Genomic DNA, 20440 nt, shown 5'->3' on the forward strand with positions numbered 1-20440 from the left:
TGCTCCCGTTGGCCTGAGAATGCCGAAGTTTTATCCGCGCAACGCTTAGATACTAGTCGGCGCGGGAGAAAAATGACAAATTCAAAAGTGCCGGAAGGGCCGTGGCAAGCCGTTGTCCTACGTTTTCTCTAGAAACTCAGCTGCCGCGCCAACAATTGCGCCCGTACCGGCGCAAATCCGCTCCGATGGGCGACGCAGGGCCCCAAGCTCGCCAAGGCGGCGAGGTGGGCGGGGGTAGGGTAGCCCTTGTGCTCGGCAAAGCCGTAACCGGGATACAGGCGGTCCAGCTCGGCCAGTTCGGCGTCGCGGGCCACCTTGGCCAGGATGGAGGCAGCGGAAATAGCCGGCTCGGTGGCATCGCCGCGCACAATGGCGCGGCCGGCGCAGGGTAGTCCGGTCGGCACGCGGTTACCGTCGATCAGCGCTTCGATCGGCAAGGGCCGCAGGTTTTCAACGGCGCGGCGCATGGCCAACATGGTGGCATGCAGGATATTGAGCTTGTCGATTTCGGCTACGCTGGCATGGGCGATGGTCCACGCCAAGGCTTTCTGCTTGATCTCGTCGGCCAGTCGCTCGCGCTTGGCGGCGGTAAGGGCTTTCGAGTCGGCCAGGCCGATAATCCCGTGATCGGGCCCGAGGATGACCGCCGCGGTAAAGACCGCGCCGGCCAGGGGCCCCCTGCCCGCTTCGTCCACGCCGCAGATCAGCATGGCTGGCGGCCTTTCAGATAGGCGACCACGGCATCGGCGGCCCGTTCGGCTGCGTCGCACTTGAGCTTGGCGTGCTGCTGGCTGAACAGTTCGTCCAGCGCCTCGCCCAAGCGCTTGTCATCGATAAAGTTCGACAAGGCCTGGGCCAGGTTGGCCGGCGTGGCATCCGCCTGCAACAGCTCGGGCACCACAAAACGGCCGGCCAGCACATTAGGCAAGCCCACATAGGGCAGGCGCAGCTTTTTCTTGACCAGTTTGTAGGTGGTTTCCGACAGCCGATAGGCGATCACCATGGGTCGTTTGGCCAGCATGGCTTCCAGCGTGGCGGTGCCGGAGGCCACCAGGATGGCATCGGCTGCCTGCATCGCTTCCAGGGAGTGGCCGAACATCAGCCGCAGCGGCAGGTCCAGCGCCTTGAGGCGGTAGCGGGCGGTGTCGAATTGGTCGCGGGTTTCGCGGGTGACCAGCGGCACCAGGAACTGTGCCTCGGGGTAGCGGGCGTGCAGCAGGCGCGCGGTTTCGATAAACAGGTCGGCATGGTAATTCAGCTCGCTGACCCGGCTACCCGGCAACAAGGTAAAGATCAGTGCCCGCTCCGGCAAACCCAGCGTCTCGCGCACGGTTTCCTTGGCCATGACCAGCGGCATTTCGTCGGCCATGGGGTGGCCCACATAGGTCGCCTTGGCGCCCACTTCGTCGTACAGCGGCTTTTCGAACGGAAACAGGCATAGCACCTCGTCGGTGGCCGCCTTGATCTTGTGGATGCGCTCGCCGCGCCAAGCCCAGATGGACGGGCTGCAATAGTGGATGGTGGTGATGCCGCCATCCTTCAGCTTGCGTTCCAGGCCCAGATTGAAATCGGGTGCATCGATACCGATAAACAGGTCCGGTTTTTCCGCCAGGCAGGCACGCCGCAGCTCGGCACGGATGCCCAGCAATTCGCGCAGGTGCTTGATCACCTCCAGATAGCCGCGCACGGCCAGCTTTTCCATGGCGAACAGGCTTTTCGCGCCGGCGGACTGCATGCGCGGGCCGGCGATGCCGGCAAAGCGGGCATTCGGTACCCGCCGCTTGATCGCCTCGATCAGGCTGGCGCCCAGCTGGTCGCCGGAGGCTTCTCCGGCGACGATGGCGATGCGAGGGCCGGCATGGCCGTCAAACAAGGACTGCATAGGGTCTCGACGAAGAAGCGCCAGCTCAGCGGATCAGGCCGCGCGTGGCACTGGACAGAAAATCCACAAAAACCTGTAGCTCGGGCCGTTCCTGCGCGCGCGCGGCAATCTCGGCGCTGGCCTGCTCCAGACTGAGGCCCTGCCGGTACAGAATCTTGTAGGCGCGCTTGATCTCGGTGATCTGCTCGGCGCTGAAACCGCGCCGCCGCAGGCCTTCGCTATTGACACCGGCCGGCGCGGCACGATTGCCGGCGGCGGTGACATAGGGCGGCACATCCTGGGCCACGGCGGCGGTAAAGGCCGTCATGGCGTGCGGTCCGATCTTGCAGAATTGGTGGATAGTGGTGAAGCCGCCCAGGAAGACCCAGTCACCCAAGTGCACATGGCCGGCCACCGTGGCATTGTTGGCCAGGATGGTATGGCTGCCGATGCGGCAATCATGGGCGATATGGACGTAGGCCATGATCCAGTTGTCATCACCCAGGCTGGTGATGCCTTCATCCTGGACGGTGCCGGTGGAGATGGTGACGAACTGGTAGATGCTGTTGCCGTCGCCTATCGTCAGGCGGGTCGGCTCGCCCCGGTACTTCATGTCCTGCGGCGCGCAGCCGATATAGGCCGAGCCATGCAGGACATTGTTGCGTCCCAGCGTGGTATGACCTTCGATCACACAATGGGGACCGACCTTGCTGCCGGCGCCGATTTCGACATGCTCGCCGATCACGCTGAAGGGACCGACTTCGACATCGTCGGCCAGCCTGGCGCCCGGATGCACCTGGGCGCTGGAATGAATATTCGCCATCTTTGCCTCAGACCGCCGGTTTGGCGGTGGTCTTCACCTGGGCACACATCAGGTCGGCTTCGGCCACCACATTGCCGGCCACCCGTGCCACGGCCTTGTACTTCCAGATATTACGCATACGGCGCTCGCTGGTGACCTCGATCAGCAGCTGGTCACCCGGCACCACCTGCGCCTTGAAGCGGGCATTGTCGATACCGGCGAACAGATAGAGAAAACCATCCTTGGGCTTGTCGCCGGTGGTCTTGAAACTCAGCACGCCGGCCGCCTGGGCCATGGCTTCGATGATCAACACGCCCGGCATGACCGGGTAGCGGGGAAAGTGGCCGACAAAGAATGGCTCGTTATAGGAGACATTCTTCAGTGCCACGATGCGCTCGCCGGGTACCAGTTCGGTGATCCGGTCGATCAGCAAAAAGGGGAATCGATGCGGCAGGTGATCCAGGATGCCCTGGATATCCATGGTTTCAAGTTCTTGGGTCATGCGTTTAGGTCTCCCTGGTCAGCTTCATTGCGGCCGCCCTTGCGTTCTAGTTCTTTTACCTTTGTTGCCAGTGCATCCAGGCGGCGCAAATGCGAGGCATTGGCCAGCCAGTCCTGGTGCGTCTGGACCGGATACTGGCCGACATAGGTGCCGGCCTGCAGAATGGATTTGCCGACCAGCGTGCCGGCCATGACATTGACCCGATCAGCCAACTCCAGATGCCCCAGGATCATGGCGCTGCCGCCAAAGGTGCAATAGGCGCCGATACGGGTGCTACCGGCCACGCCGGTACAGCCGGCCATGGCGGTATGGCGGCCGATATGCACGTTGTGGGCGATCTGGATCTGGTTGTCGAGCCGTACGCCGTCCTCGATCACCGTATCATCCAGCGCGCCCCGGTCTATCGTGGTCGAGGCGCCGATTTCCACATCGTCGCCGATCAGCACCCGGCCGATCTGGGGGATCTTCAGCCAGGCCGAGCCATCCCAGGCATTGCCGAAACCATCCGAGCCGATCACGGCATTGGCCTGCACGATATTACGCTTGCCCAGGCGGCTGTCGGCGTAGATCACCACGCCAGGATGGAGCCAGCCACCCTCGCCGATTTCCACTCGGTCACCGATGCGGCAGCCCGCTTCGATCACGGTGCCGGCGCCAATCACACTGTCTTCGCCGACACTGGCCAAGGGGCCGATGCTGACACCGGCTTCGATGCGCGCACTGGCCGCCACCACCGCACTGGGATGGATGCCGGCCGGCGGCCGCCGGGGCGGATTGAGCAGGGCATTGACGCGGGTAAAGTAGAGATAGGGATTGTCGGCAAGGATGCGCGGCTTGTCGGACATATCGCGCGCGGCGGGGCCCAATACCAGCGCACCGGCACGCGTTTCCTGCAATTGCTTGCGGTATTTCGGATTGGCCAGAAAGCTGATTTCATCGGCTTGCGCGGAGGCCAGGGTGGCCACCTGGCGTATCGCCACGTCCGCGCCGATCAATTCGCCGCCCAAGCGCTCCACCAGGTCGGACAGGCGATAAGTCCCCGTCATGGCTACTTTTCCGCCAAGGCCTTGATGACCTTGTCGGTGATATCCAACTTGGGATTGATATAAACCGCTTCCTGCAGGATGGCGTCGAACTTCTCCGCCGCCGCGATCTGCTGGATGGTGTTGTATACCCGCTCCTGTATGCCGGACAACTCTTCATTGCGGCGGCCGTTCAAGTCTTCGCGGAATTCGCGCTGGATACGCGCCAGATCCTGCTGCAGCTTGACCAGCTCGCGTTCCTTATTGCGCCGGTCGGTTTCGGGCATGGTCAGGCCGCCCTTGTCCAGATCGGTCTGGCGGCCGCGCACCTGGTCGGTCAGCTTCTTCAGGTCGGTCTCGCGGATCGCGAATTCCTTCTCGAGCTTCTTGGTGGCTTTCACCGCCGGCCCCGATTCGCGCAGGATCCGGTCCAGATTGACAAAGCCGATCTTGATGTCCTGCGCCAACGCAGGCGCCATCAAGCCGGCGGCGAGGATCAGACTGAACAGGGGTTTCACGATCACTACCTCATCACAGGTACGACAGGCGCCGACTGGCGCCCGTCATCAGAAAATCTGGCCCAGCGAGAACTGGAAGCGGTCTATCTTATCACCAGGCTTGTTGTTGAGTGGCTTGGCATAGCTGAACTTCATCGGGCCCACCGGCGCGATCCAGCTGAAGGCCAGACCGGCAGAATAGCGCATATCGTTGAAGCGCAACTTGTCGCCCTCGCCCCACACCGCACCGCCGTCGACAAAGGCGGACAGACGCACCGACTTGTCGGTCTTCATGCCCGGCACCGGCAGCAGCAGTTCGAAGTTGTTGACCAGGCGCCGGTTACCGCCGGTGGCATCGGACGCATTCAGGGTCGTGACGGTACCGTCGGCATTGCGTACCGTATCGACGGTACGCGGTCCCAGGCTGGAGCTGTCATAGCCCCGCACAGAACCGACGCCGCCGGCGAAGAAGTTCGAGTAGAACGGCAACTTCTGGCCGCCCAGGCCGCCGCCATAGCCGGCTTCCACATTCCACAGGAAGGTGAAAGTCTTGTTGAGCGGGACGAACCATTGCTGCTGGGCGGTCAGCTTGTAGTACTTGATATCGCCGCCGGGCAGGCCGGCTTCGCCGCTGACCGTCATCAACTTGCCGCGGGTGGGGAACAAGGCGCTGTCGCGCGTATCGCGCGCCCAGCCGACCGTGCCCAACAGGGTCAGGTTGCGATCGCCGTATTTGTTGACGAAGTTCTTGTACTCACGCGGGCTATTGCCATACACCGTCAGCTTGGAACGTTCGGCCGACAAGCCGAAATTGACGCCATCGTACTCGCTGACCGGTACCGACCAGCGCAAGCCGGCGCCCAGGGTGTCGTTCGAATAGGTGCCGACCACGTTATTGCTGGGTTCGTAGCGCCGCTTGTAGATATCGAAGCCGCGCGCCACGCCATCGGGCGTCGCGTACGGGTTGGTAAAAGAAGCAGCGTAGACCCGGGTGCTCTTGCTGGTGTTCAACTCCAGCTTGAGGTACTTGCCGCTACCGAAGATATTGGCTTGCGCGATGGAGCCGCTCAGCACCATGCCGTCGGACTGCGAGTAGCCGGCGCCGACCTGGATATTGCCGGTCTGCTTTTCCGTTACCGATACATTCACGTCCACCTGGTCGGTGCTATCCGCCACCAGGGGGGTATCGATATTGACCTCGGTGAAATAACCCAGCAGATCGAGCCGTTCCTTCGAACGCTTGACCTTCCAGCCGGCATAGGGCGCCGCTTCCAGCTGCCGCAGTTCGCGCCGGATCACTTCGTCGCGGGTGCGGCTGTTGCCGCTGATATTGACGCGGCGGACATAGGTCTTCTTGCCCGGGTCGACGTAGAAGGTAAAGGCCGCCTCGAATTTTTCCTTGTTGACCTCGGGCACCGCGTTGACATTGGCGAAGGCATAGCCTTCGTCGGCCAGGCGGTCGGAGATGCGCGTGGTGGCGGCATTGATCTTGCTGCGCGAAAACACCTCGCCCGGGGTGATGTCCAGCAGCTTGCGCAGCGTTTCTTCCGGCACGATCAGGTCGCCGGCGAATTTCAGGTCGCTGATGCGGTATTGCTGGCCTTCGCTCAGGTTGACGGTCAGGAACATGTCCTTCTTGTCGTCCGACAGGGCCACCTGCTGCGAGTCGATATTGAATTCCAGGTAGCCGTTGTCCAGGTAGAACGAGCGCAGCGCCTCGATATCGGCCTGCAGCTTGGGCTTGGAATACTGGTCGCTCTTGCTGAACCAGCTGAACCAGCCGCCGGAGTTGAGCTGGAAGGTGTCCTTCAGCTCCTTCTCGGCATACTTTTCGTTACCCACCAGATTGATCTGCTTGATGGTGGCAACCAGTCCTTCGGAAATATCGAAGGCCACGCCAACGCGGTTGCGCTCCAGGCGGGTGACCGTGGTCTTGACACGTACAGAATACTTGCCGCGGCTGTAGTACTGTTTCTTCAGTTCCTGCTCGGCCGCGCCCAGCATGGCTTGGTCGAAGGTACGGCTTTCCGCCAGGCCGTTTTCACGCAGTGCCTTCAGCAGCTGATCCGATTCGAATTCCTTGGCGCCTTCGATCTGGATGTTGGCGATGATGGGACGTTCGTCCACCGACACCACCAGCACGCCTTTATCGGCTTCGATACGGACATCGCTGTAGAAGCCGGTGGCGAACAGCGCCTTGATGGCGGCTGCGGCCTTTTCGTCGTCGACGCGGTCGCCCACCTTGACCGGCAGGTAGTTGAACACCGTACCGGCTTCGGTGCGCTGGATACCCTCGACACGAATATCCTTGATGACAAAGGATTCGAAAGCCTGGGCGGGAAGTGAGAGGCCGAATGCGGCCAATAGGGCGAGCGAGATCGAGGTCGGTTTCATATTCAGATCTGGCGGAACAAGCCTTTAGCCCGTCCACCGCTGGATGGAGTTTGGATAGTGGAGGCCCTGCGTGATCGCACGCGGTTCAAAGCCCCCTCAACTACCCACCAATCGCGTTATGTCGTTGAACAGGGCCACAATCATCAACGCCGCGAGGAGTCCGACGCCCACGCGCTGACCAAGTTCCATCACGCGTTCCGACAGGGGCCGGCCCCGCAAAAGTTCGGCGGAATAATACATCAAATGACCGCCATCCAGCACCGGCACGGGTAGCAGGTTGAGTACCCCTAGGCTGATGCTGATCAGGCAGAGAAATTCCAGGTAGGCGTGCAGACCGATCTGCGCGCTCTGTCCGGCGATACCGGCTATGGCCACCGGCCCGGAAAGTTGCTTATACGAGACATTGCCGGTGACCATCCGCCACATCATGCGCAGCGACAGGCTGGAGATGGTCCAGGTCTGCCGCAAGGCCTTGCCCATGGCGGCTACCGGCCCCCGCTGCACGGTCTGGCGGATATCGGCCAATGCATCGATATCGACCGACAGGCCGGCGCCGATCCGGCCAAAGCGTTTTGGTCCATCCTGGCTGGCCTCGGGCGTCAGGGTCAGGGAGATAAGCCGCCCATCGCGGCGGACCTCGAGCTGCGTGGCCAGTCCCGGCCTTGCCTGGATAGCCTTGATAAACGTACCGGGATCAGGCGTGGGCTTGCCGGCAACCGACAAGGGCTGGTCGCCCACCTTGAGCCCGGCCCGCTGCGCCACGCTGGCGGGCTCCAGCTGGCCGATGCGCGTCACCCCGAGATAAAGGCCCAGGGCGGCGCCCAGTCCGCCGTTGATCATTTCCTTGTCTACCTCGGCGAAATCCAGCGCCAGGGTTGCGGTCTGGCTATCCGCCCGCCGGACCAGTACCTTGACGTCGGCACGGGCGGAGGCCTGGTCTATCAAGGTCAGCTGGGCATCGGTCCAGCTTTCGACGTTCTCGCCATCGATATCCAGCAGGGTATCGCCTGGCCGGAAACCGGCTTGCTCGGCGATGCTGCCGTGCGCGACCATGCCGATGCGCGGCCGCACGGTTTCCACGCCGACCATATAGATGGCCCAGTAGATCAGGATGGCCAGTACGAAATTCGCCAGCGGGCCGGCCGCCACGATGGCGATACGGGCCTGCGGAGTCTGCCGATTGAAGGCACGGTCCAGTTCCGCCGCCGGCACGGGCCCTTCACGCTCGTCCAGCATCTTGACGTAGCCGCCCAGCGGGATGGCGGCCAGTTGCCACTGGGTCTCGCCTCGCTGCCAACGCAGCAAGGGCTTACCGAAGCCGATGGAGAAGGTCAGGATCTTGACGTTGAAGCGCTTGGCCACCCAATAGTGGCCATATTCATGGATCGCCACCAGCACGCCGACGGCGAACGCGAACGCAAGCACGGTAATCAAATAGGACATGGCAAGCTCCGTGCGATCAAGCGGTCAAAAAAACAGCGAATCCACCATCAAGCATGCCGGCTCAACCAACCGTCGGCATACTGCCGGGCAGCCTGGTCGGCGGCGGTCAAGCTTGCCAGGGAACCGGCATCGAAGCTGGCCGCGACGGCCTGCATGGTGGCCGCATTCAGCAGCGGAATCGCGTCGAACGCCAGCCGTCTATCCAGGAAGGCCGCCACGGCAACCTCATTGGCGGCATTCAACACCGCCGGCGCCGCACCGGCAAGTCGCAAGGCTTCGAAAGCCAGCCCCAGACAGGGGAAGCGCTGCGGATCGGGCGCTTCGAAATCGAGCCGGGCAATCTTGAATAGATCGAGCGGCGTCACCCCGGCATCGATGCGCGCCGGCCACGCCAGGCCATAAGCAATCGGCGTGCGCATATCGGGGTTGCCCAGCTGCGCCAGCACCGAACCATCCACGTATTCAACCATGGAATGGATCACGCTCTGCGGATGGACTACCACTTCGATACGCTCGGGCGCCAGGTCGAACAGCCAACGCGCCTCGATGACTTCCAGGCCCTTGTTCATCAGGCTGGCCGAATCGACCGAGATCTTGCGGCCCATCGACCAGTTGGGATGCTTGACCGCCTGCTCCGGCGTCACCGCCGCCAGCTGCTCGCCGCTGAATTGCCGAAACGGTCCGCCCGATGCGGTCAGCAGGATGCGGCGCACGCCCTGCCCCGCCCCATCGTCGAACGGTTGCGGCAGGCACTGGTAGATGGCGTTGTGCTCGCTATCGATAGGCAACAAGGTTGCGCCGCCCTCGCGTGCCGCGTCCATGAACAGGCGGCCGGCCATCACCAGGGTTTCTTTATTGGCCAGCAGCACGCGCTTGCCCGCCCGGGCGGCCGCCAGGGTCGGCCGCATGCCGGCGGCGCCGACTATGGCGGCCATCACGGCATCCACTTCCGGCATGCTGGCGATATGTTCCAGCGCCTCCATGCCGGCCAGGACTTCGATCTGCGCCAGGCCGGCCAGCCGCAAGCGATCTCGCAACTCGGCCACGCCTGCCGGCTCGGCCAGGACGGCATAGCGCGGCAGGTGGACCCGGCATTGCTCGACCAGCTTGTCCAGCTGGCTATGAGCGCTAAGCGCGACGATCCGGTATTTGTCCGGGTGGCGGGCCACCACATCCAGGGTACTGACCCCGATGCTGCCGGTGGAACCCAATACGGTAATGGCCTGGGTGCTCATGATCAGACCGCCAGGCGCGCGTAGCCGAACAGCAGCGCGCTGGCGACCGGCACCAGGGCAAGCAGGCTATCCACCCGGTCGAGCACGCCACCGTGCCCGGGCAGGAGATTGCTGCTGTCCTTGAAGCCGACCTGCCGTTTGAGCAGGGATTCGAACAGGTCACCCATTACGCTGACCGCCGTCAAGGCCCAGGCCAGCGGCAGCAGCAGCCACCAAGACAGCTGGGCAAACACCGGCACGCCAAAATACTGTAAAGCCAACACATACAGCGCGACCGCCAACAGTCCGCCATACACACCTTCCCAGCTCTTGCCCGGGCTGATGCTGGGCGCCAGCTTGCGTTTGCCGAAGGCACGCCCGGCAAAATAAGCGGCGACATCGGCCACCCAGGCAATCGCCAGCATGGCCAGCAGCAATATGGCGCCTTGCGGCAATTCACGGATGCGGGTCACGCCGGCCAGCGCGGCCAACAGCACCAGCCAACCCACCAGGGCGGACAGGCCTTTGTGCTTGAGCGTCCATTTGTGGCGCAGCCAAAGCGGTACCAGCAAAAGCCAGAACAACAATGCCAGCACATCGAGCGGCAGCGCCCAGCTACGCGCCAAGGGTATGAACAGCCAGGCCGTGCCCAGCGCCAGGAAGCCCACCACAAAGCAGATCATCTCGCCACGATCGAAACGGGCGAAACGGGCCCATTCCCACGCACCCAGGCTCAGCGCCAGCAGGGCAAACACGCCCCAGCCCAGCGGCGGCGCCAGAAACAGGCTGGCAAGCACCAGCGGCAACAAGGCCAGCGCGGTGAGAATACGGGTCTTCAACATGCAGCGTCTTTCAATTGCTCACTGGTGCGGCCGAAGCGACGCTCGCGATGGCGGTATGAGGCAATGGCCGCTTCCAGGGCCGCCCGGTCGAAATCGGGCCAGAAGGCTTCGGTGAAATAGAATTCGGTATAAGCCAACTGCCATAGCAGGAAGTTGGATACCCGCGCCTCGCCGCCGGTGCGGATGAACAGATCCGGTTCCGGCGCGTAGGACATGGCCAGATACGGCGCGAGGTCCTCTTCGCCGATCTCTCCCTCGCGCAGGCTCGGACGTTCCTTCAGCATGGCCTGCATGGCGTTGAGGATGTCCCAGCGGCCGCCGTAGTCCGCCGCGATGGTCAGCGTCAGGCCGGTATTGGCAGCCGTGCGCGCCTCGGCCGCCTCGATGGAGCGGACGATCTCGGGCGCGAAATGATCGCGCCGCCCGATCAGCTTGAGGCGGATGCCGTTCTTATCCAGCTTGACCACCTCACGCTCAAGGGCCGACAGGAACAAGCCCATCAGGAAGGACACTTCTTCGGGCGGCCGGCGCCAGTTCTCGCTGGAAAAGGCGAACAGGGTAAGGTACTTCACACCCAGCTCGTCGCAGGCCTTGACCGCTTCGCGCAGGCTTTCGACCCCCTGCTTGTGGCCGGCTACCCGAGGCAGGAACCGCTTCTTGGCCCAGCGGCCGTTGCCGTCCATGATGATGGCGATATGGGCGGGGACGGCCGCGACGGCCGGTATATCCTTGGTAGAGCTTTTGAAGAAGACCACGGGGTACGCCTTAAACGGTCAGTAGCTCTTTTTCCTTGTCGGCAAGCTGCTTGTCGATGTCGGCGATATATTTGTCGGTGAGTTTTTGCACGTCATCGGTACCGCGACGCTCGTCGTCTTCCGAGATCAGCTTGTCCTTGACGGCCTTCTTCAGCTGTTCGTTACCATCGCGGCGCAGATTACGCACGGCCACGCGGCTGTCTTCGGCTTCACCGCGCACCACCTTGATCAGATCGCGGCGACGCTCTTCGGTCAAAGCCGGCATCGGCACGCGCACCACGTCACCCATGCTGGCCGGGTTCAGGCCGAGGTCGGAATCGCGGATTGCCTTTTCGATGACCGCGCCCATCTTCTTCTCGAACGGCGATACCGACAAGGTACGCGCATCCATCAGGCCGACGCTGGCCACTTGGTTGATGGGGGTGGGGTTGCCGTAGTAATCGACCATGATGTGGTCGAGCAGACCGGCATGGGCACGGCCGGTACGAACCTTGGCCAAGGTGTTCTTCAGGTTTTCCACCGATTTCTGCATCTTACTTTCGGTGTTCTTCTTGATATCCGCGATCATGCTTCTCGCTCCTGCTAGAGTCGGCTGGGCCGACATGACATTGCGACCGGGACAATTCCCGGTCCTATGATGGTTTGAATTTGGTACGTGCGAATCAAGGCCGGAGCCGGTCGGAGGCACGCCCTGAGTGGGCGTCCCCGACTGGGCGTCCCCGACCTGACATTGATCAGCAGTGTACCAGCGTGCCTTCGTCTTCGCCGAGCACCACGCGCTTGAGTGCGCCGGCCTTGAAGATGCTGAAGACCCGGATATTCATGTTCTGATCGCGGCACAGGGCCAGCGCGGTGGCGTCCATGACCTTGAGATTCTTGCTGATCGCCTCGTCGAATGTCAGCGAGGAATAGCGGATGGCATCGGGGTTCTTCTTGGGATCATCGGTGTAGACACCGTCCACCTTGGTTGCCTTCAGCACGATATCGGCATTCATCTCCATCCCGCGCAGCGCAGCCGCGGTATCGGTAGTGAAGAAGGGATTGCCGGTGCCGGCACCGAAAATCACCACCTTGCCCTCTTCGAGATACTGGATGGCTTTCGGGCGGATATAGGGTTCGGCCACTTGCTGGATGGTCAGGGCCGACTGCACCCGGCTGACCAGGCCTTGTTGCCGCATGGCGTCCTGCAAGGCCATGGCGTTCATGACCGTGGCCAGCATACCCATGTAGTCGGCGGTGGCGCGGTCCATGCCGGCCGCGGCGGGCGCGACGCCACGGAAGATATTGCCGCCGCCGATCACGACAGCAACCTGGATGCCCAACTGGGCCACTTCCTTGATTTCCGCCACGATGCGCTCGACCGTGATGCGGTTGATGCCATAACTATCCTCACCCATCAGCGCTTCGCCCGACAGTTTTAGGAGGATGCGTTTGTAAATGGGAGACTGGCTCATGGGCATACTTTCGTCGAAATGGAAATCGCTTCTTTGTAGCAGCCGGAAGGGGAAAAATTCACCATTGCCGACGCCACTTGTAAAACAACCGCCCAGGTCACCCAGGGCGGTTGTCGGTATAACGTCTACAACTTAAACCTTTGCAGCAGCGGCAACTTCAGCGGCGAAGTCGACTACCTTCTTCTCGATGCCCTCGCCCACCACATACATGGTGAAGGTCTTGATGCTGGCATTGTTGGCTTTCAGCAGCTGTTCGATCGACTGCTTGTCATCCTTGACGAAGGGCTGGCTCAGCAGGGTCACGTCCTTCAGGAACTTCTGCACGGTACCGTCGGCGATCTTTTCCCACATGGCTTCCGGCTTGCCGGCTTCCTTGGCGCGCTCGATGGCGACGCGGCGTTCGGTTTCGATCGAAGCGGCATCCACACCCGACGCATCCAGCGACTTCGGCTTGCAGGCGGCGATATGCATGGCGATATCCTTGCCCAGCGTTTCATTGCCACCGGCGAAATCGACCACGACACCGATCTTGGAGCCGTGCAGGTAGGTAGCCAGCTGGCCTTCGGTATCGAAGCGGGTGAAGCGGCGAACATTGATGTTCTCGCCCAGCTTGGCGATGATGGCCTTGCGCATTTCTTCCACGGTTTCGCCGGAAGCGGTCTTCACATTGCCCAGGGCTTCCACGTCGGCCGGGTTGCCGGTCACGATCGCTTCGGCTGCGGCTTGGGCGAACGCCAGGAAACCGGCATCCTTGCCGACGAAGTCGGTTTCGCAGTTCACTTCGGCCAGGGCGCCGATCTTGCCGTTCACGAAAGCAGCCACGGTGCCTTCAGCGGCGGTGCGGCCGGCAACCTTGCTCGCCTTGTTGCCGCTCTTGATACGCAGCGCTTCTTCAGCGGCCTTGATATCGCCATTGGCTTCGACCAGGGCCTTCTTGCAATCCATCATGCCCAAGCCGGTCATTTCACGCAGCTCGCCAACCATCTTTGCGGTGATTTCCGCCATGTCGGTACTCCTTGATTATTCAGTATGGACTTAACAAAAAGGGGCTACGCGCCCCTTTTTGTTCACATCGTGCGGCAGCTTGATTACGCTGCTTGTGCGCCGCTGCTGGCGGCGATGATTTCCTGGATGGCCAGGGCACGGCCTTCCAGGATGGCATCGGCGACGCCACGGGCGTACAGGCGAATCGCGCGGGCCGAGTCATCGTTGCCTGGAATGACGTAATCGATGCCTTCAGGCGAGTTGTTCGAGTCGACCACGCCGATCACCGGGATGCCCAGCTTCTGGGCTTCGACGATGGCGCCCTTCTGGTAACCGACGTCGATCACGAAGATCGCGTCCGGCAGGCCGTTCATATCCTTGATACCGCCAAGCGAGGTTTCCAGCTTGGTCACTTCGCGATTGAGCATCAGCAGCTCTTTCTTGGAGAAACCATTGTTGGGGTCGGCCAGGGTGATTTGCAGTTCATTCAGGCGCTTGATGGATTGCTTGACCGTCTTGTAGTTGGTCAGCATACCGCCCAGCCAGCGGTGATCAACGAAAGGCGTACCGGCGCGCAGCGCTTCTTCACGGACGATTTCGCTGGCGGCACGCTTGGTGCCGATGAACATGATCGAACCCTTGTTGGCGGTCAGGCGACGCACGTAGGCCAAGGCCTGCTCGAACATCGGCAGGGTCTTTTCCAGGTTCAGGATGTGGATCTTGTTGCGATGACCGAAGATGTAAGGTGCCATCTTCGGGTTCCAGTAACGGGTTTGGTGGCCGAAGTGGACGCCGGCTTCCAGCATTTCACGCATGCTGACGGACATAATGGGTAACTCCAATGCGAGGGTTAAGGTCTTGCCGCCCGCGACCGACACATCGAACAGACCGGTTTTTCCGGCCCTGAAGCGATGCACCCTGGCTCGCGCGAACGGGTAGATTTGCTTCCCGTGATTCTGGGAAGTCGGCGATTATACGCATATTGACCTGCTTTATTCAAGACCAGGCCCGAGTCAATCCAAGCGGCAGACCATGTCGCCCGCCGCTGCACAGACCGCTGCTGCGCGGCTGGCCAGGCTCGCGGCCGCCGGATCGCCGCTAGCCGTGGCCAGCTCGGCCAGTGCTTTCAGGTCGGCGGCAATGGCGCCAGGGCGGGCCAAGCCACGATCCAGCACCAGCGCGGCATCCAAGGCACGCCGGGCGCCCGGCCAGTCCTTGTCCCGCATGGCCGCCCTGCCCTGCAAGCGCAGCGCATTGGCGCGTTCATGCGGTTCGACCCCTGGCAGAGAGATCGCTTCGGCGGCAAAACGCCGCGCCGCCGAAGCATCGCCGCCACGCAAGGCCAAGCGGCCGCGCAGATTGGCGATGGCCGCCGCGAGGCCGGACTTCCCGTCTGCCAGCCTTTGCGCCCCGTCTAGATGGACAAGGGCGGCATCCGCTTCGCCCTGCTCGCTTGCCAGCAAGGCCAATTGATAGTGCGCTTCGGCACGGATGGCGGCGGGATAGGCATCGCTCCGCAACAAGCCATCGAGCAATGCCACGGCCTCTGCCGATTGCCCAAGCGCCCGCAGTGCTTGCGCCTGTCCCAACTGCGCGCCGCCCGCCATCGTCCAGTCATCCAGCGCCAAATGACGCCTGGCCGCCTCGCGCCAGAGTGCTGCGGCGGCACGCCAATTCTGCCCGGTACTGGCACGTGCCGCTTGCTGGCTGGCTGCAGCGGCTTGCTTTTGCAAAGCGGGCGGCGCTACGCCCTGAGCGGCGCAGCCGGCCAGCAGCAAGGGCAAGATCCACGAGAACCACGGGAACCATTTCATGGCGCCACTCCCTGGCTATCGCTGCGCGGTGCTTGAACAGGCGCCGGCGTAATCAATTTATTCAAGGGCCAGGCACCCGTTACCGCATCCACCGTCTCATTGCCCTTGCGGCTCAGTTCTCGCCCTTCCTGCACCAAGCCGACCGCATCCGGTCCGATCTGTTCGATCAATTTGTGGGTCGCTGCCCCGCTGGCCTCCAGGTGCCCCAGGGTACGGTCGGTCTTCTCCAGCAATCCGGGCAGGCGGGTCTCGATCTGCTGCAGCGATTGATCGGCCCGCTGCAATGCCTGGCGGGTGACCGCCAAGGTGGCGGGCACTTCCTTGCCGGCCAGCTTGTCTATGCTGACCAGCGCCTCGTCCAGCCTGGCCCGGGTGTCGTTCAAGCCGGCCGAGAAGGTGCGCAGATTGGCCAAGGTCTGATGCAGGTCGCCCTGCGGATCATTGACCCGCTTGATCATGCCCTCTACTTCATTGATCACCGGCATGGCCCGGTCGCGCACCTCGCGCATGATTTCGTCCATGCTCTTGGCCGGCACGAATTCCAGTTCGGCATCGCGCCCCACCGGCGGCAGCGAGAAACTGCCCACGCCGACATCGATATAGCCGTCGCCGATCAGCCCGTCCTTGGCCACCCGCCCCACCGAATCGGCCTTGACCCATTTCAGATGCCGGTCCTCGATCAGCAGGGCGATGCGCACGCGGCCCCGGTCATCGAGCCGCAGATCGGTCACTTCGCCGATCTTGAAGCCGGAAAATTTGACCGCCATCCCTACCTTGAGGCCATTACCGTTGTCGCTGATAAAACTGAGCGGCGTCTTCGCTTCGAAGTAACCCTGGCGCCAGGCGAAAAAAAGCAGCACCAGCGCCGCACTGGCCAGGGCGGTCAGGCCGAACAGCGCCAGCTTCCAAGGCAGTGCGCGAAAGCGCGGATCGTTGTCACGCAACAGCTTCATGGCCGGTTCTCATTTGTATCATCGTCAAAACCCCAGATAAGGCCTGGCCGCTGGACGCCCAGCACCAACCAGGCGGCATGCGGGCATTCGGCGGCGAACAGCCTGCTCAAGCTGGCGGCATCGCCTTCATCCAGGCGGCCGAACCATTCGCTTTCGGCCAATATCAGCGCCGGCCGTGCCATCAGGGTACGCAAGGCGCAGGCAATACGGCGCTGGCGGCCGTTCAAACCGCCAGCCGGCGCCGCCGCGAACGACTGGCGCTCCTCCAGCGGCATGCCCAAGCCATCGAGCAGCCTGGTGAAGCGTGCCTCCTGGGCCGCCCCGGGCGGATCGGCAAAATAGCTTAAGGGCAACAGGCAGTTTTCCCAAACCCTTAGATTGGCCAACAGGCCGCCTTCGCCCGGCAGCCAACCATGCGGGCCGGCCACGCTCTCGGCCGCCTGCTCGAACAGTTCCCCTCGGGCATGGCCGGCCAGGGGCAAATGGCAACGCCCACCCTCTTCCAGCACCAGCGGCTGACCGGCATGCACCCATTGCAGAATACTCATGCGATATGCCCCAGCAGGATAAAGCCCAGATCCAGCGCAAACAGGGTCAGCACCGCGCGGATAACGGCGCTGGAGGCCGCGATCGGCACGTCGGTGACGCTAAGCCCGCCGGAAAGGCCACGGGCGCAGGCGACCGTGGCCATGGCAGCGCCGAATACCACGCTTTTCGCCAGGCACAGCCAAAGCGTGGACACGGATAAGGAGGTAGGCAGGCGCGCCAGCTCCGTCAACCAGCCGAAGCCCGCCACCGCGACCGCACCCGTGAGCAGGGCCGCAAGGGCGAAATAGCATGTCAGTACCGTGTTGGCCAGCATCATCCCGACAATGCGCGGCATCACCAGATAGGCGCGCACATCCACGCCCATCCGCGCCAGCGCCGCCAGCTCGCCATGCAGCCGCATCATCGCCAACTCGCTGGCCATGGCCGAGCTGGAACGGGCCGTCAGCAGAATGGCGGTCAACATGGGCGCCAACTCGGCCAGGGTAATGCGTGCCAACAGGCTCAGGCTGCCTTCGCCGCTCTGCCCTATCTGATAGTGGAGTTGCGCCACCACGATGCCGCCCACCGAGATGCCGATAAACAGCAGCAAGGGCAAGGCTTCTATGCCGCAGAAATACAATTGCTTCATCAGTACCCGCCGCACCGGCCAGCGGCGCAAGGCCGACAGGCGCATGGCGGCCGCCAGCAACAGCCTCAGGCTATTCATGGCCGCTTCTCCCGCACTGTCCGACTATCGATAGCATTGAAACAATCAATTTAATTCCTCTCCAGGGCCGGACTTATACTATCGCCAATTTTAAGGGATAGGGCGCGAAGCGTGCCTCCACCTGCTTGAAGATACCTCGCGCAAGCCTCACCTTGGCTGCATTCCGCCCTGCACAAGCCGCCCGCCGCGGCAGTACGATTCCACCCAGTTACAACGAAAAAGGAAGCCCTCCATGCCCACCACCACGCACAGCAGCCTGCTTATCCTCGGCTCCGGCCCCGCCGGCTATACCGCCGCCGTCTACGCCGCCCGTGCCAACCGCAAACCGCTGCTGGTCACCGGCATCGCCCAAGGCGGGCAGCTGATGACGACCACCGACGTGGACAACTGGCCGGCCGACGCCGATGGCGTGCAGGGCCCGGAACTGATGGCGCGCTTCGAGAAGCATGCCCGCCGCTTCGGCACCGAAATCGTGTTCGATCATATCCATACCACCAAGCTGGATGAAAAGCCCATCCGCCTGATCGGCGACGCCGGCGAGTACACCTGCGATGCCCTGATCATCGCCACCGGCGCCTCTGCCCAATATCTTGGCTTGCCCAGCGAAGAGGCCTTCATGGGCAAGGGCGTATCGGGCTGCGCCACCTGCGACGGCTTTTTCTATCGCAACCAGAAGGTCGCCGTGGTCGGCGGCGGCAATACCGCCGTGGAAGAAGCGCTCTACCTGGCCAATATCGCCAGCCACGTCACCCTGGTGCACCGCCGCGATACCTTCCGCGCCGAAAAGATCCTGATCGAGCATCTGATGGAAAAGGTAGCGGCCGGCAAGATCAGCCTGCAACTGGATAGTACGCTCGACGAAGTATTGGGCGACGACAGCGGCGTGACCGGCATTCGCGTCAAGTCCACCAAGGACGGCAGCAGCAAGGACCTGGAATTGACCGGCTGCTTTATCGCCATCGGCCACAAGCCCAATACCGATATCTTTGCCGGCCAGCTGGAAATGGAAAACGGCTACATCATCACCAAGGGCGGCAATGCGGGTGGCGCCACCAGCACCAGCGTGGCCGGCGTGTTCGCCGCCGGCGATGTGCAGGACCACATCTACCGCCAGGCCATCACCAGCGCCGCGACCGGCTGCCAGGCCGCACTGGATGCCGACAAGTATCTCGACACCCTGAAATAAGCGCTTGCCGCAAGGCTACGTGAATACAAGGGCCGCCCATGGGCGGCCTTTTTCGTTTTCATGGATCGTCAAAAAACGATACCGCACTGCAAATTTCGAATGCCTTGCTGCCGGCGACAGCACATTCCTTGGACACCTGGATGACCGGACCCGCCTCGCGAGTCTTGCCATACACCCCAAACACCTCGCCTTTCCCTGCCACATCGACACGGCGCCAGGGCAAGGCGATGCTGTCTACCGAGGAAGGATAAGCAAGATGCATCGTATTCCGTCGCATGGTTTACCAAGCACCCAAGCAGCCGCGGCGGATTTTTGGGAACGCCCCGAAAATCCAGACCTGCGCCGCGCGTTGGACGCCTTGCGCGACAACGGCGAGGACGAGTTGGAACTCGCCGACAAAGCCATGAACGACGCCGACATGGCGGACTTGGCGGCGGCACTGCGACAAGGCGCCGAGGTGCACACGCTTGATCTGTCCAACAACCCGTTCGACGACAGTGGCCTGGCGGCCCTGGCCGATGCGTTGCGGGACAACCGCAGCCTGGTAACGCTCCGTCTGAATGACTGTCAAGCCGGTTTGGCGGGCATGCAGGCCTTGGCGGCGGCCCTCAGGACCAACGGCAGCTTATGCACGCTCGAACTGCAGCGGTGCTGGCTCGGTCCGGCGGCCCTCGCAGCGCTGGCGACCGCCTTGCCGTCCAACATCACCCTGGTCGCGCTCGACCTCAGCGACAATGGCCTGGAGGACGCCGGCGCGGCCGTCTTGGCCGCAGGGCTGGCGCGCAACCATAATCTGGATCGGCTGTTTATGCGGCACAACCGGCTGACGGGCTTGGGCGCCGAGGCGCTGGGCGAGGCGCTGTTGACCCATCCCGCCTTGCAGAAGCTGGACCTGGCCTATAACCAAGTGGGCGATGCCGGTGCGCGGGCCTTGTCCAGCACGCTGCAGCAAGCCCAAGTCACGTTGACCTCGCTCAACCTGAATGAAAATCGAATCGGCGATACCGGCGCTTTCCACCTGGCCAGTGCCTTGGTCGACAATTGCTGCCTTACCGAACTCCAGCTGGAAGGCAACCCGCTGCTCAGCAACGCCGGCGCTCGGGCCCTTGCCGAAGCCTTGCGGCACAACAACCAGCTCACCAACTTGAAGCTGGGCCAACCGCGGGACAGCAGGTTCGATGACCATATCCTGGCCGCTATTTCCGCAGACATAAACCGCAATCGCAATTCAGCTGATGAGCAGATGAAGGATTTGGTGCTACGAGCATCGGGGCTTTGCCAAGAAAGTGCATTCCAACAGGCATCGGCTTGCTACCGACAGGCCGCGAACCTGATGCACTTCGATTCGGCGAGATTTGCACGCATTTTGGTGAGCCAGGCCTTGATTGAAATGAGTGAGTCAGGCCTTGATTGAACCGACCATTCGAAATGCCAATCATTTGGCCTGGGAAGGTCTGGCGCA

The 20440-nt window shown here is 62.4% G+C and carries 22 protein-coding genes; 2 read left to right on the forward strand and 20 right to left on the reverse strand.

Annotated features, from left to right (window positions below):
- Window positions 1–128 precede the first annotated feature (128 nt).
- From rnhB to FNU76_RS02115, 19 genes are all read right to left on the reverse strand, one after another.
- The gene (rnhB, locus tag FNU76_RS02025; RefSeq protein WP_143856150.1) at window positions 129–710 is read right to left on the reverse strand and encodes a ribonuclease HII; all 582 of its coding nucleotides are present in this window, start codon (window positions 708–710) and stop codon (window positions 129–131) included.
- Window positions 704–1882: a lipid-A-disaccharide synthase gene (gene lpxB, locus FNU76_RS02030; RefSeq protein WP_143856151.1), complete on the reverse strand. Its 1179-nt coding sequence runs from the start codon at window positions 1880–1882 to the stop codon at window positions 704–706. The genes rnhB and lpxB overlap by 7 nt, the downstream gene beginning before the upstream one ends.
- A 25-nt stretch (window positions 1883–1907) precedes the next feature.
- Window positions 1908–2684: an acyl-ACP--UDP-N-acetylglucosamine O-acyltransferase gene (gene lpxA, locus FNU76_RS02035; RefSeq protein WP_143856152.1), complete on the reverse strand. Its 777-nt coding sequence runs from the start codon at window positions 2682–2684 to the stop codon at window positions 1908–1910.
- A gap of 7 nt (window positions 2685–2691) precedes the next feature.
- On the reverse strand, window positions 2692–3165 hold the full coding sequence (fabZ, locus tag FNU76_RS02040; protein WP_223879193.1) for a 3-hydroxyacyl-ACP dehydratase FabZ: 474 nt from the start codon (window positions 3163–3165) through the stop codon (window positions 2692–2694).
- Entirely contained in the window at window positions 3162–4211 is a 1050-nt protein-coding gene (gene lpxD / locus FNU76_RS02045) for a UDP-3-O-(3-hydroxymyristoyl)glucosamine N-acyltransferase (protein WP_143856153.1), read from the reverse strand. Before lpxD ends, fabZ begins: the two co-directional genes overlap by 4 nt.
- A 2-nt stretch (window positions 4212–4213) precedes the next feature.
- Complete coding sequence (locus FNU76_RS02050) at window positions 4214–4705, reverse strand: OmpH/Skp family outer membrane protein (RefSeq protein WP_308418596.1); 492 nt, start codon at window positions 4703–4705, stop codon at window positions 4214–4216.
- A 48-nt stretch (window positions 4706–4753) separates the two neighbouring features.
- Window positions 4754–7078 (reverse strand): outer membrane protein assembly factor BamA, encoded by a 2325-nt coding sequence (gene bamA / locus FNU76_RS02055; protein WP_143856155.1) that lies wholly within the window; start codon window positions 7076–7078, stop codon window positions 4754–4756.
- Window positions 7079–7174: 96 nt separating this feature from the next.
- On the reverse strand, window positions 7175–8521 hold the full coding sequence (gene rseP / locus FNU76_RS02060; protein WP_143856156.1) for an RIP metalloprotease RseP: 1347 nt from the start codon (window positions 8519–8521) through the stop codon (window positions 7175–7177).
- Window positions 8522–8568: 47 nt separating this feature from the next.
- Entirely contained in the window at window positions 8569–9756 is a 1188-nt protein-coding gene (gene ispC / locus FNU76_RS02065; RefSeq protein ID WP_143856157.1) for a 1-deoxy-D-xylulose-5-phosphate reductoisomerase, read from the reverse strand.
- Between the two features lie 2 nt (window positions 9757–9758).
- Window positions 9759–10577 carry a phosphatidate cytidylyltransferase gene (locus FNU76_RS02070; RefSeq protein WP_143856158.1) on the reverse strand — a complete coding sequence of 273 codons (819 nt, stop codon included), beginning with the start codon at window positions 10575–10577 and terminating at the stop codon, window positions 9759–9761.
- A complete protein-coding gene (gene uppS, locus FNU76_RS02075; RefSeq protein WP_143856159.1) occupies window positions 10571–11332 on the reverse strand; it encodes an undecaprenyl pyrophosphate synthase in 762 nt (253 codons plus the stop codon). The genes FNU76_RS02070 and uppS overlap by 7 nt, the downstream gene beginning before the upstream one ends.
- Window positions 11333–11342: 10 nt before the next feature.
- Window positions 11343–11900, reverse strand: a complete 558-nt coding sequence (gene frr, locus FNU76_RS02080; RefSeq protein ID WP_143856160.1) for a ribosome recycling factor — start codon at window positions 11898–11900, stop codon at window positions 11343–11345.
- 166 nt (window positions 11901–12066) lie between these two features.
- Window positions 12067–12786 (reverse strand): UMP kinase, encoded by a 720-nt coding sequence (pyrH, locus tag FNU76_RS02085; RefSeq protein ID WP_143856161.1) that lies wholly within the window; start codon window positions 12784–12786, stop codon window positions 12067–12069.
- 132 nt (window positions 12787–12918) lie between these two features.
- Window positions 12919–13791 (reverse strand): translation elongation factor Ts, encoded by an 873-nt coding sequence (gene tsf / locus FNU76_RS02090; protein ID WP_143856162.1) that lies wholly within the window; start codon window positions 13789–13791, stop codon window positions 12919–12921.
- An 83-nt stretch (window positions 13792–13874) separates the two neighbouring features.
- Window positions 13875–14597, reverse strand: coding sequence for a 30S ribosomal protein S2 (gene rpsB, locus FNU76_RS02095; protein WP_143856163.1), 723 nt, complete (start codon window positions 14595–14597; stop codon window positions 13875–13877).
- A gap of 186 nt (window positions 14598–14783) precedes the next feature.
- Window positions 14784–15584, reverse strand: a complete 801-nt coding sequence (locus FNU76_RS02100) for a tetratricopeptide repeat protein (RefSeq protein WP_143856164.1) — start codon at window positions 15582–15584, stop codon at window positions 14784–14786.
- Window positions 15581–16537: an MlaD family protein gene (locus FNU76_RS02105; protein WP_143856165.1), complete on the reverse strand. Its 957-nt coding sequence runs from the start codon at window positions 16535–16537 to the stop codon at window positions 15581–15583. Before FNU76_RS02105 ends, FNU76_RS02100 begins: the two co-directional genes overlap by 4 nt.
- A complete protein-coding gene (locus FNU76_RS02110) occupies window positions 16534–17085 on the reverse strand; it encodes a hypothetical protein (protein WP_143856166.1) in 552 nt (183 codons plus the stop codon). The genes FNU76_RS02105 and FNU76_RS02110 overlap by 4 nt, the downstream gene beginning before the upstream one ends.
- Window positions 17082–17792, reverse strand: a complete 711-nt coding sequence (locus FNU76_RS02115; protein WP_143856167.1) for an MlaE family ABC transporter permease — start codon at window positions 17790–17792, stop codon at window positions 17082–17084. The genes FNU76_RS02110 and FNU76_RS02115 overlap by 4 nt, the downstream gene beginning before the upstream one ends.
- Window positions 17793–18024: 232 nt before the next feature.
- Here FNU76_RS02115 and trxB point away from each other — a divergent pair, with 232 nt between their 5' ends.
- The gene (gene trxB, locus FNU76_RS02120) at window positions 18025–18978 is read left to right on the forward strand and encodes a thioredoxin-disulfide reductase (RefSeq protein ID WP_143856168.1); all 954 of its coding nucleotides are present in this window, start codon (window positions 18025–18027) and stop codon (window positions 18976–18978) included.
- A gap of 58 nt (window positions 18979–19036) precedes the next feature.
- Here the strand turns inward: trxB and FNU76_RS02125 are convergent, their stop codons facing one another.
- A complete protein-coding gene (locus tag FNU76_RS02125) occupies window positions 19037–19240 on the reverse strand; it encodes a hypothetical protein (RefSeq protein ID WP_143856169.1) in 204 nt (67 codons plus the stop codon).
- On the opposite strand from FNU76_RS02125, the gene FNU76_RS02130 reads away from it, so the two are divergent.
- A complete protein-coding gene (locus tag FNU76_RS02130; RefSeq protein WP_143856170.1) occupies window positions 19235–20392 on the forward strand; it encodes a leucine-rich repeat domain-containing protein in 1158 nt (385 codons plus the stop codon). The genes FNU76_RS02125 and FNU76_RS02130 overlap by 6 nt on opposite strands.
- Window positions 20393–20440: the final 48 nt, after the last annotated feature.

The organism is Chitinimonas arctica, assembly GCF_007431345.1.
Taxonomy (GTDB): domain Bacteria; phylum Pseudomonadota; class Gammaproteobacteria; order Burkholderiales; family Chitinimonadaceae; genus Chitinimonas; species Chitinimonas arctica.

Bases quoted from the DNA above. Each gene is read 5' to 3' on its own strand.
- lpxA (WP_143856152.1), bottom strand. From the start codon at position 2,684: ATGGCGAATATTCATTCCAGCGCCCAGGTGCATCCGGGCGCCAGGCTG.
- ispC (WP_143856157.1), bottom strand. From the start codon at position 9,756: ATGAGCACCCAGGCCATTACCGTATTGGGTTCCACCGGCAGCATCGGG.
- FNU76_RS02100 (WP_143856164.1), bottom strand. From the start codon at position 15,584: ATGAAATGGTTCCCGTGGTTCTCGTGGATCTTGCCCTTGCTGCTGGCC.
- rseP (WP_143856156.1), bottom strand. From the start codon at position 8,521: ATGTCCTATTTGATTACCGTGCTTGCGTTCGCGTTCGCCGTCGGCGTG.
- FNU76_RS02105 (WP_143856165.1), bottom strand. From the start codon at position 16,537: ATGAAGCTGTTGCGTGACAACGATCCGCGCTTTCGCGCACTGCCTTGG.
- FNU76_RS02070 (WP_143856158.1), bottom strand. From the start codon at position 10,577: ATGTTGAAGACCCGTATTCTCACCGCGCTGGCCTTGTTGCCGCTGGTG.
- FNU76_RS02125 (WP_143856169.1), bottom strand. From the start codon at position 19,240: ATGCATCTTGCTTATCCTTCCTCGGTAGACAGCATCGCCTTGCCCTGG.
- FNU76_RS02110 (WP_143856166.1), bottom strand. From the start codon at position 17,085: ATGAGTATTCTGCAATGGGTGCATGCCGGTCAGCCGCTGGTGCTGGAA.
- lpxD (WP_143856153.1), bottom strand. From the start codon at position 4,211: ATGACGGGGACTTATCGCCTGTCCGACCTGGTGGAGCGCTTGGGCGGC.
- tsf (WP_143856162.1), bottom strand. From the start codon at position 13,791: ATGGCGGAAATCACCGCAAAGATGGTTGGCGAGCTGCGTGAAATGACC.
- trxB (WP_143856168.1), top strand. From the start codon at position 18,025: ATGCCCACCACCACGCACAGCAGCCTGCTTATCCTCGGCTCCGGCCCC.
- bamA (WP_143856155.1), bottom strand. From the start codon at position 7,078: ATGAAACCGACCTCGATCTCGCTCGCCCTATTGGCCGCATTCGGCCTC.
- FNU76_RS02115 (WP_143856167.1), bottom strand. From the start codon at position 17,792: ATGAATAGCCTGAGGCTGTTGCTGGCGGCCGCCATGCGCCTGTCGGCC.
- pyrH (WP_143856161.1), bottom strand. From the start codon at position 12,786: ATGAGCCAGTCTCCCATTTACAAACGCATCCTCCTAAAACTGTCGGGC.
- lpxB (WP_143856151.1), bottom strand. From the start codon at position 1,882: ATGCAGTCCTTGTTTGACGGCCATGCCGGCCCTCGCATCGCCATCGTC.
- fabZ (WP_223879193.1), bottom strand. From the start codon at position 3,165: ATGACCCAAGAACTTGAAACCATGGATATCCAGGGCATCCTGGATCAC.
- FNU76_RS02130 (WP_143856170.1), top strand. From the start codon at position 19,235: ATGCATCGTATTCCGTCGCATGGTTTACCAAGCACCCAAGCAGCCGCG.
- rpsB (WP_143856163.1), bottom strand. From the start codon at position 14,597: ATGTCCGTCAGCATGCGTGAAATGCTGGAAGCCGGCGTCCACTTCGGC.
- frr (WP_143856160.1), bottom strand. From the start codon at position 11,900: ATGATCGCGGATATCAAGAAGAACACCGAAAGTAAGATGCAGAAATCG.
- rnhB (WP_143856150.1), bottom strand. From the start codon at position 710: ATGCTGATCTGCGGCGTGGACGAAGCGGGCAGGGGGCCCCTGGCCGGC.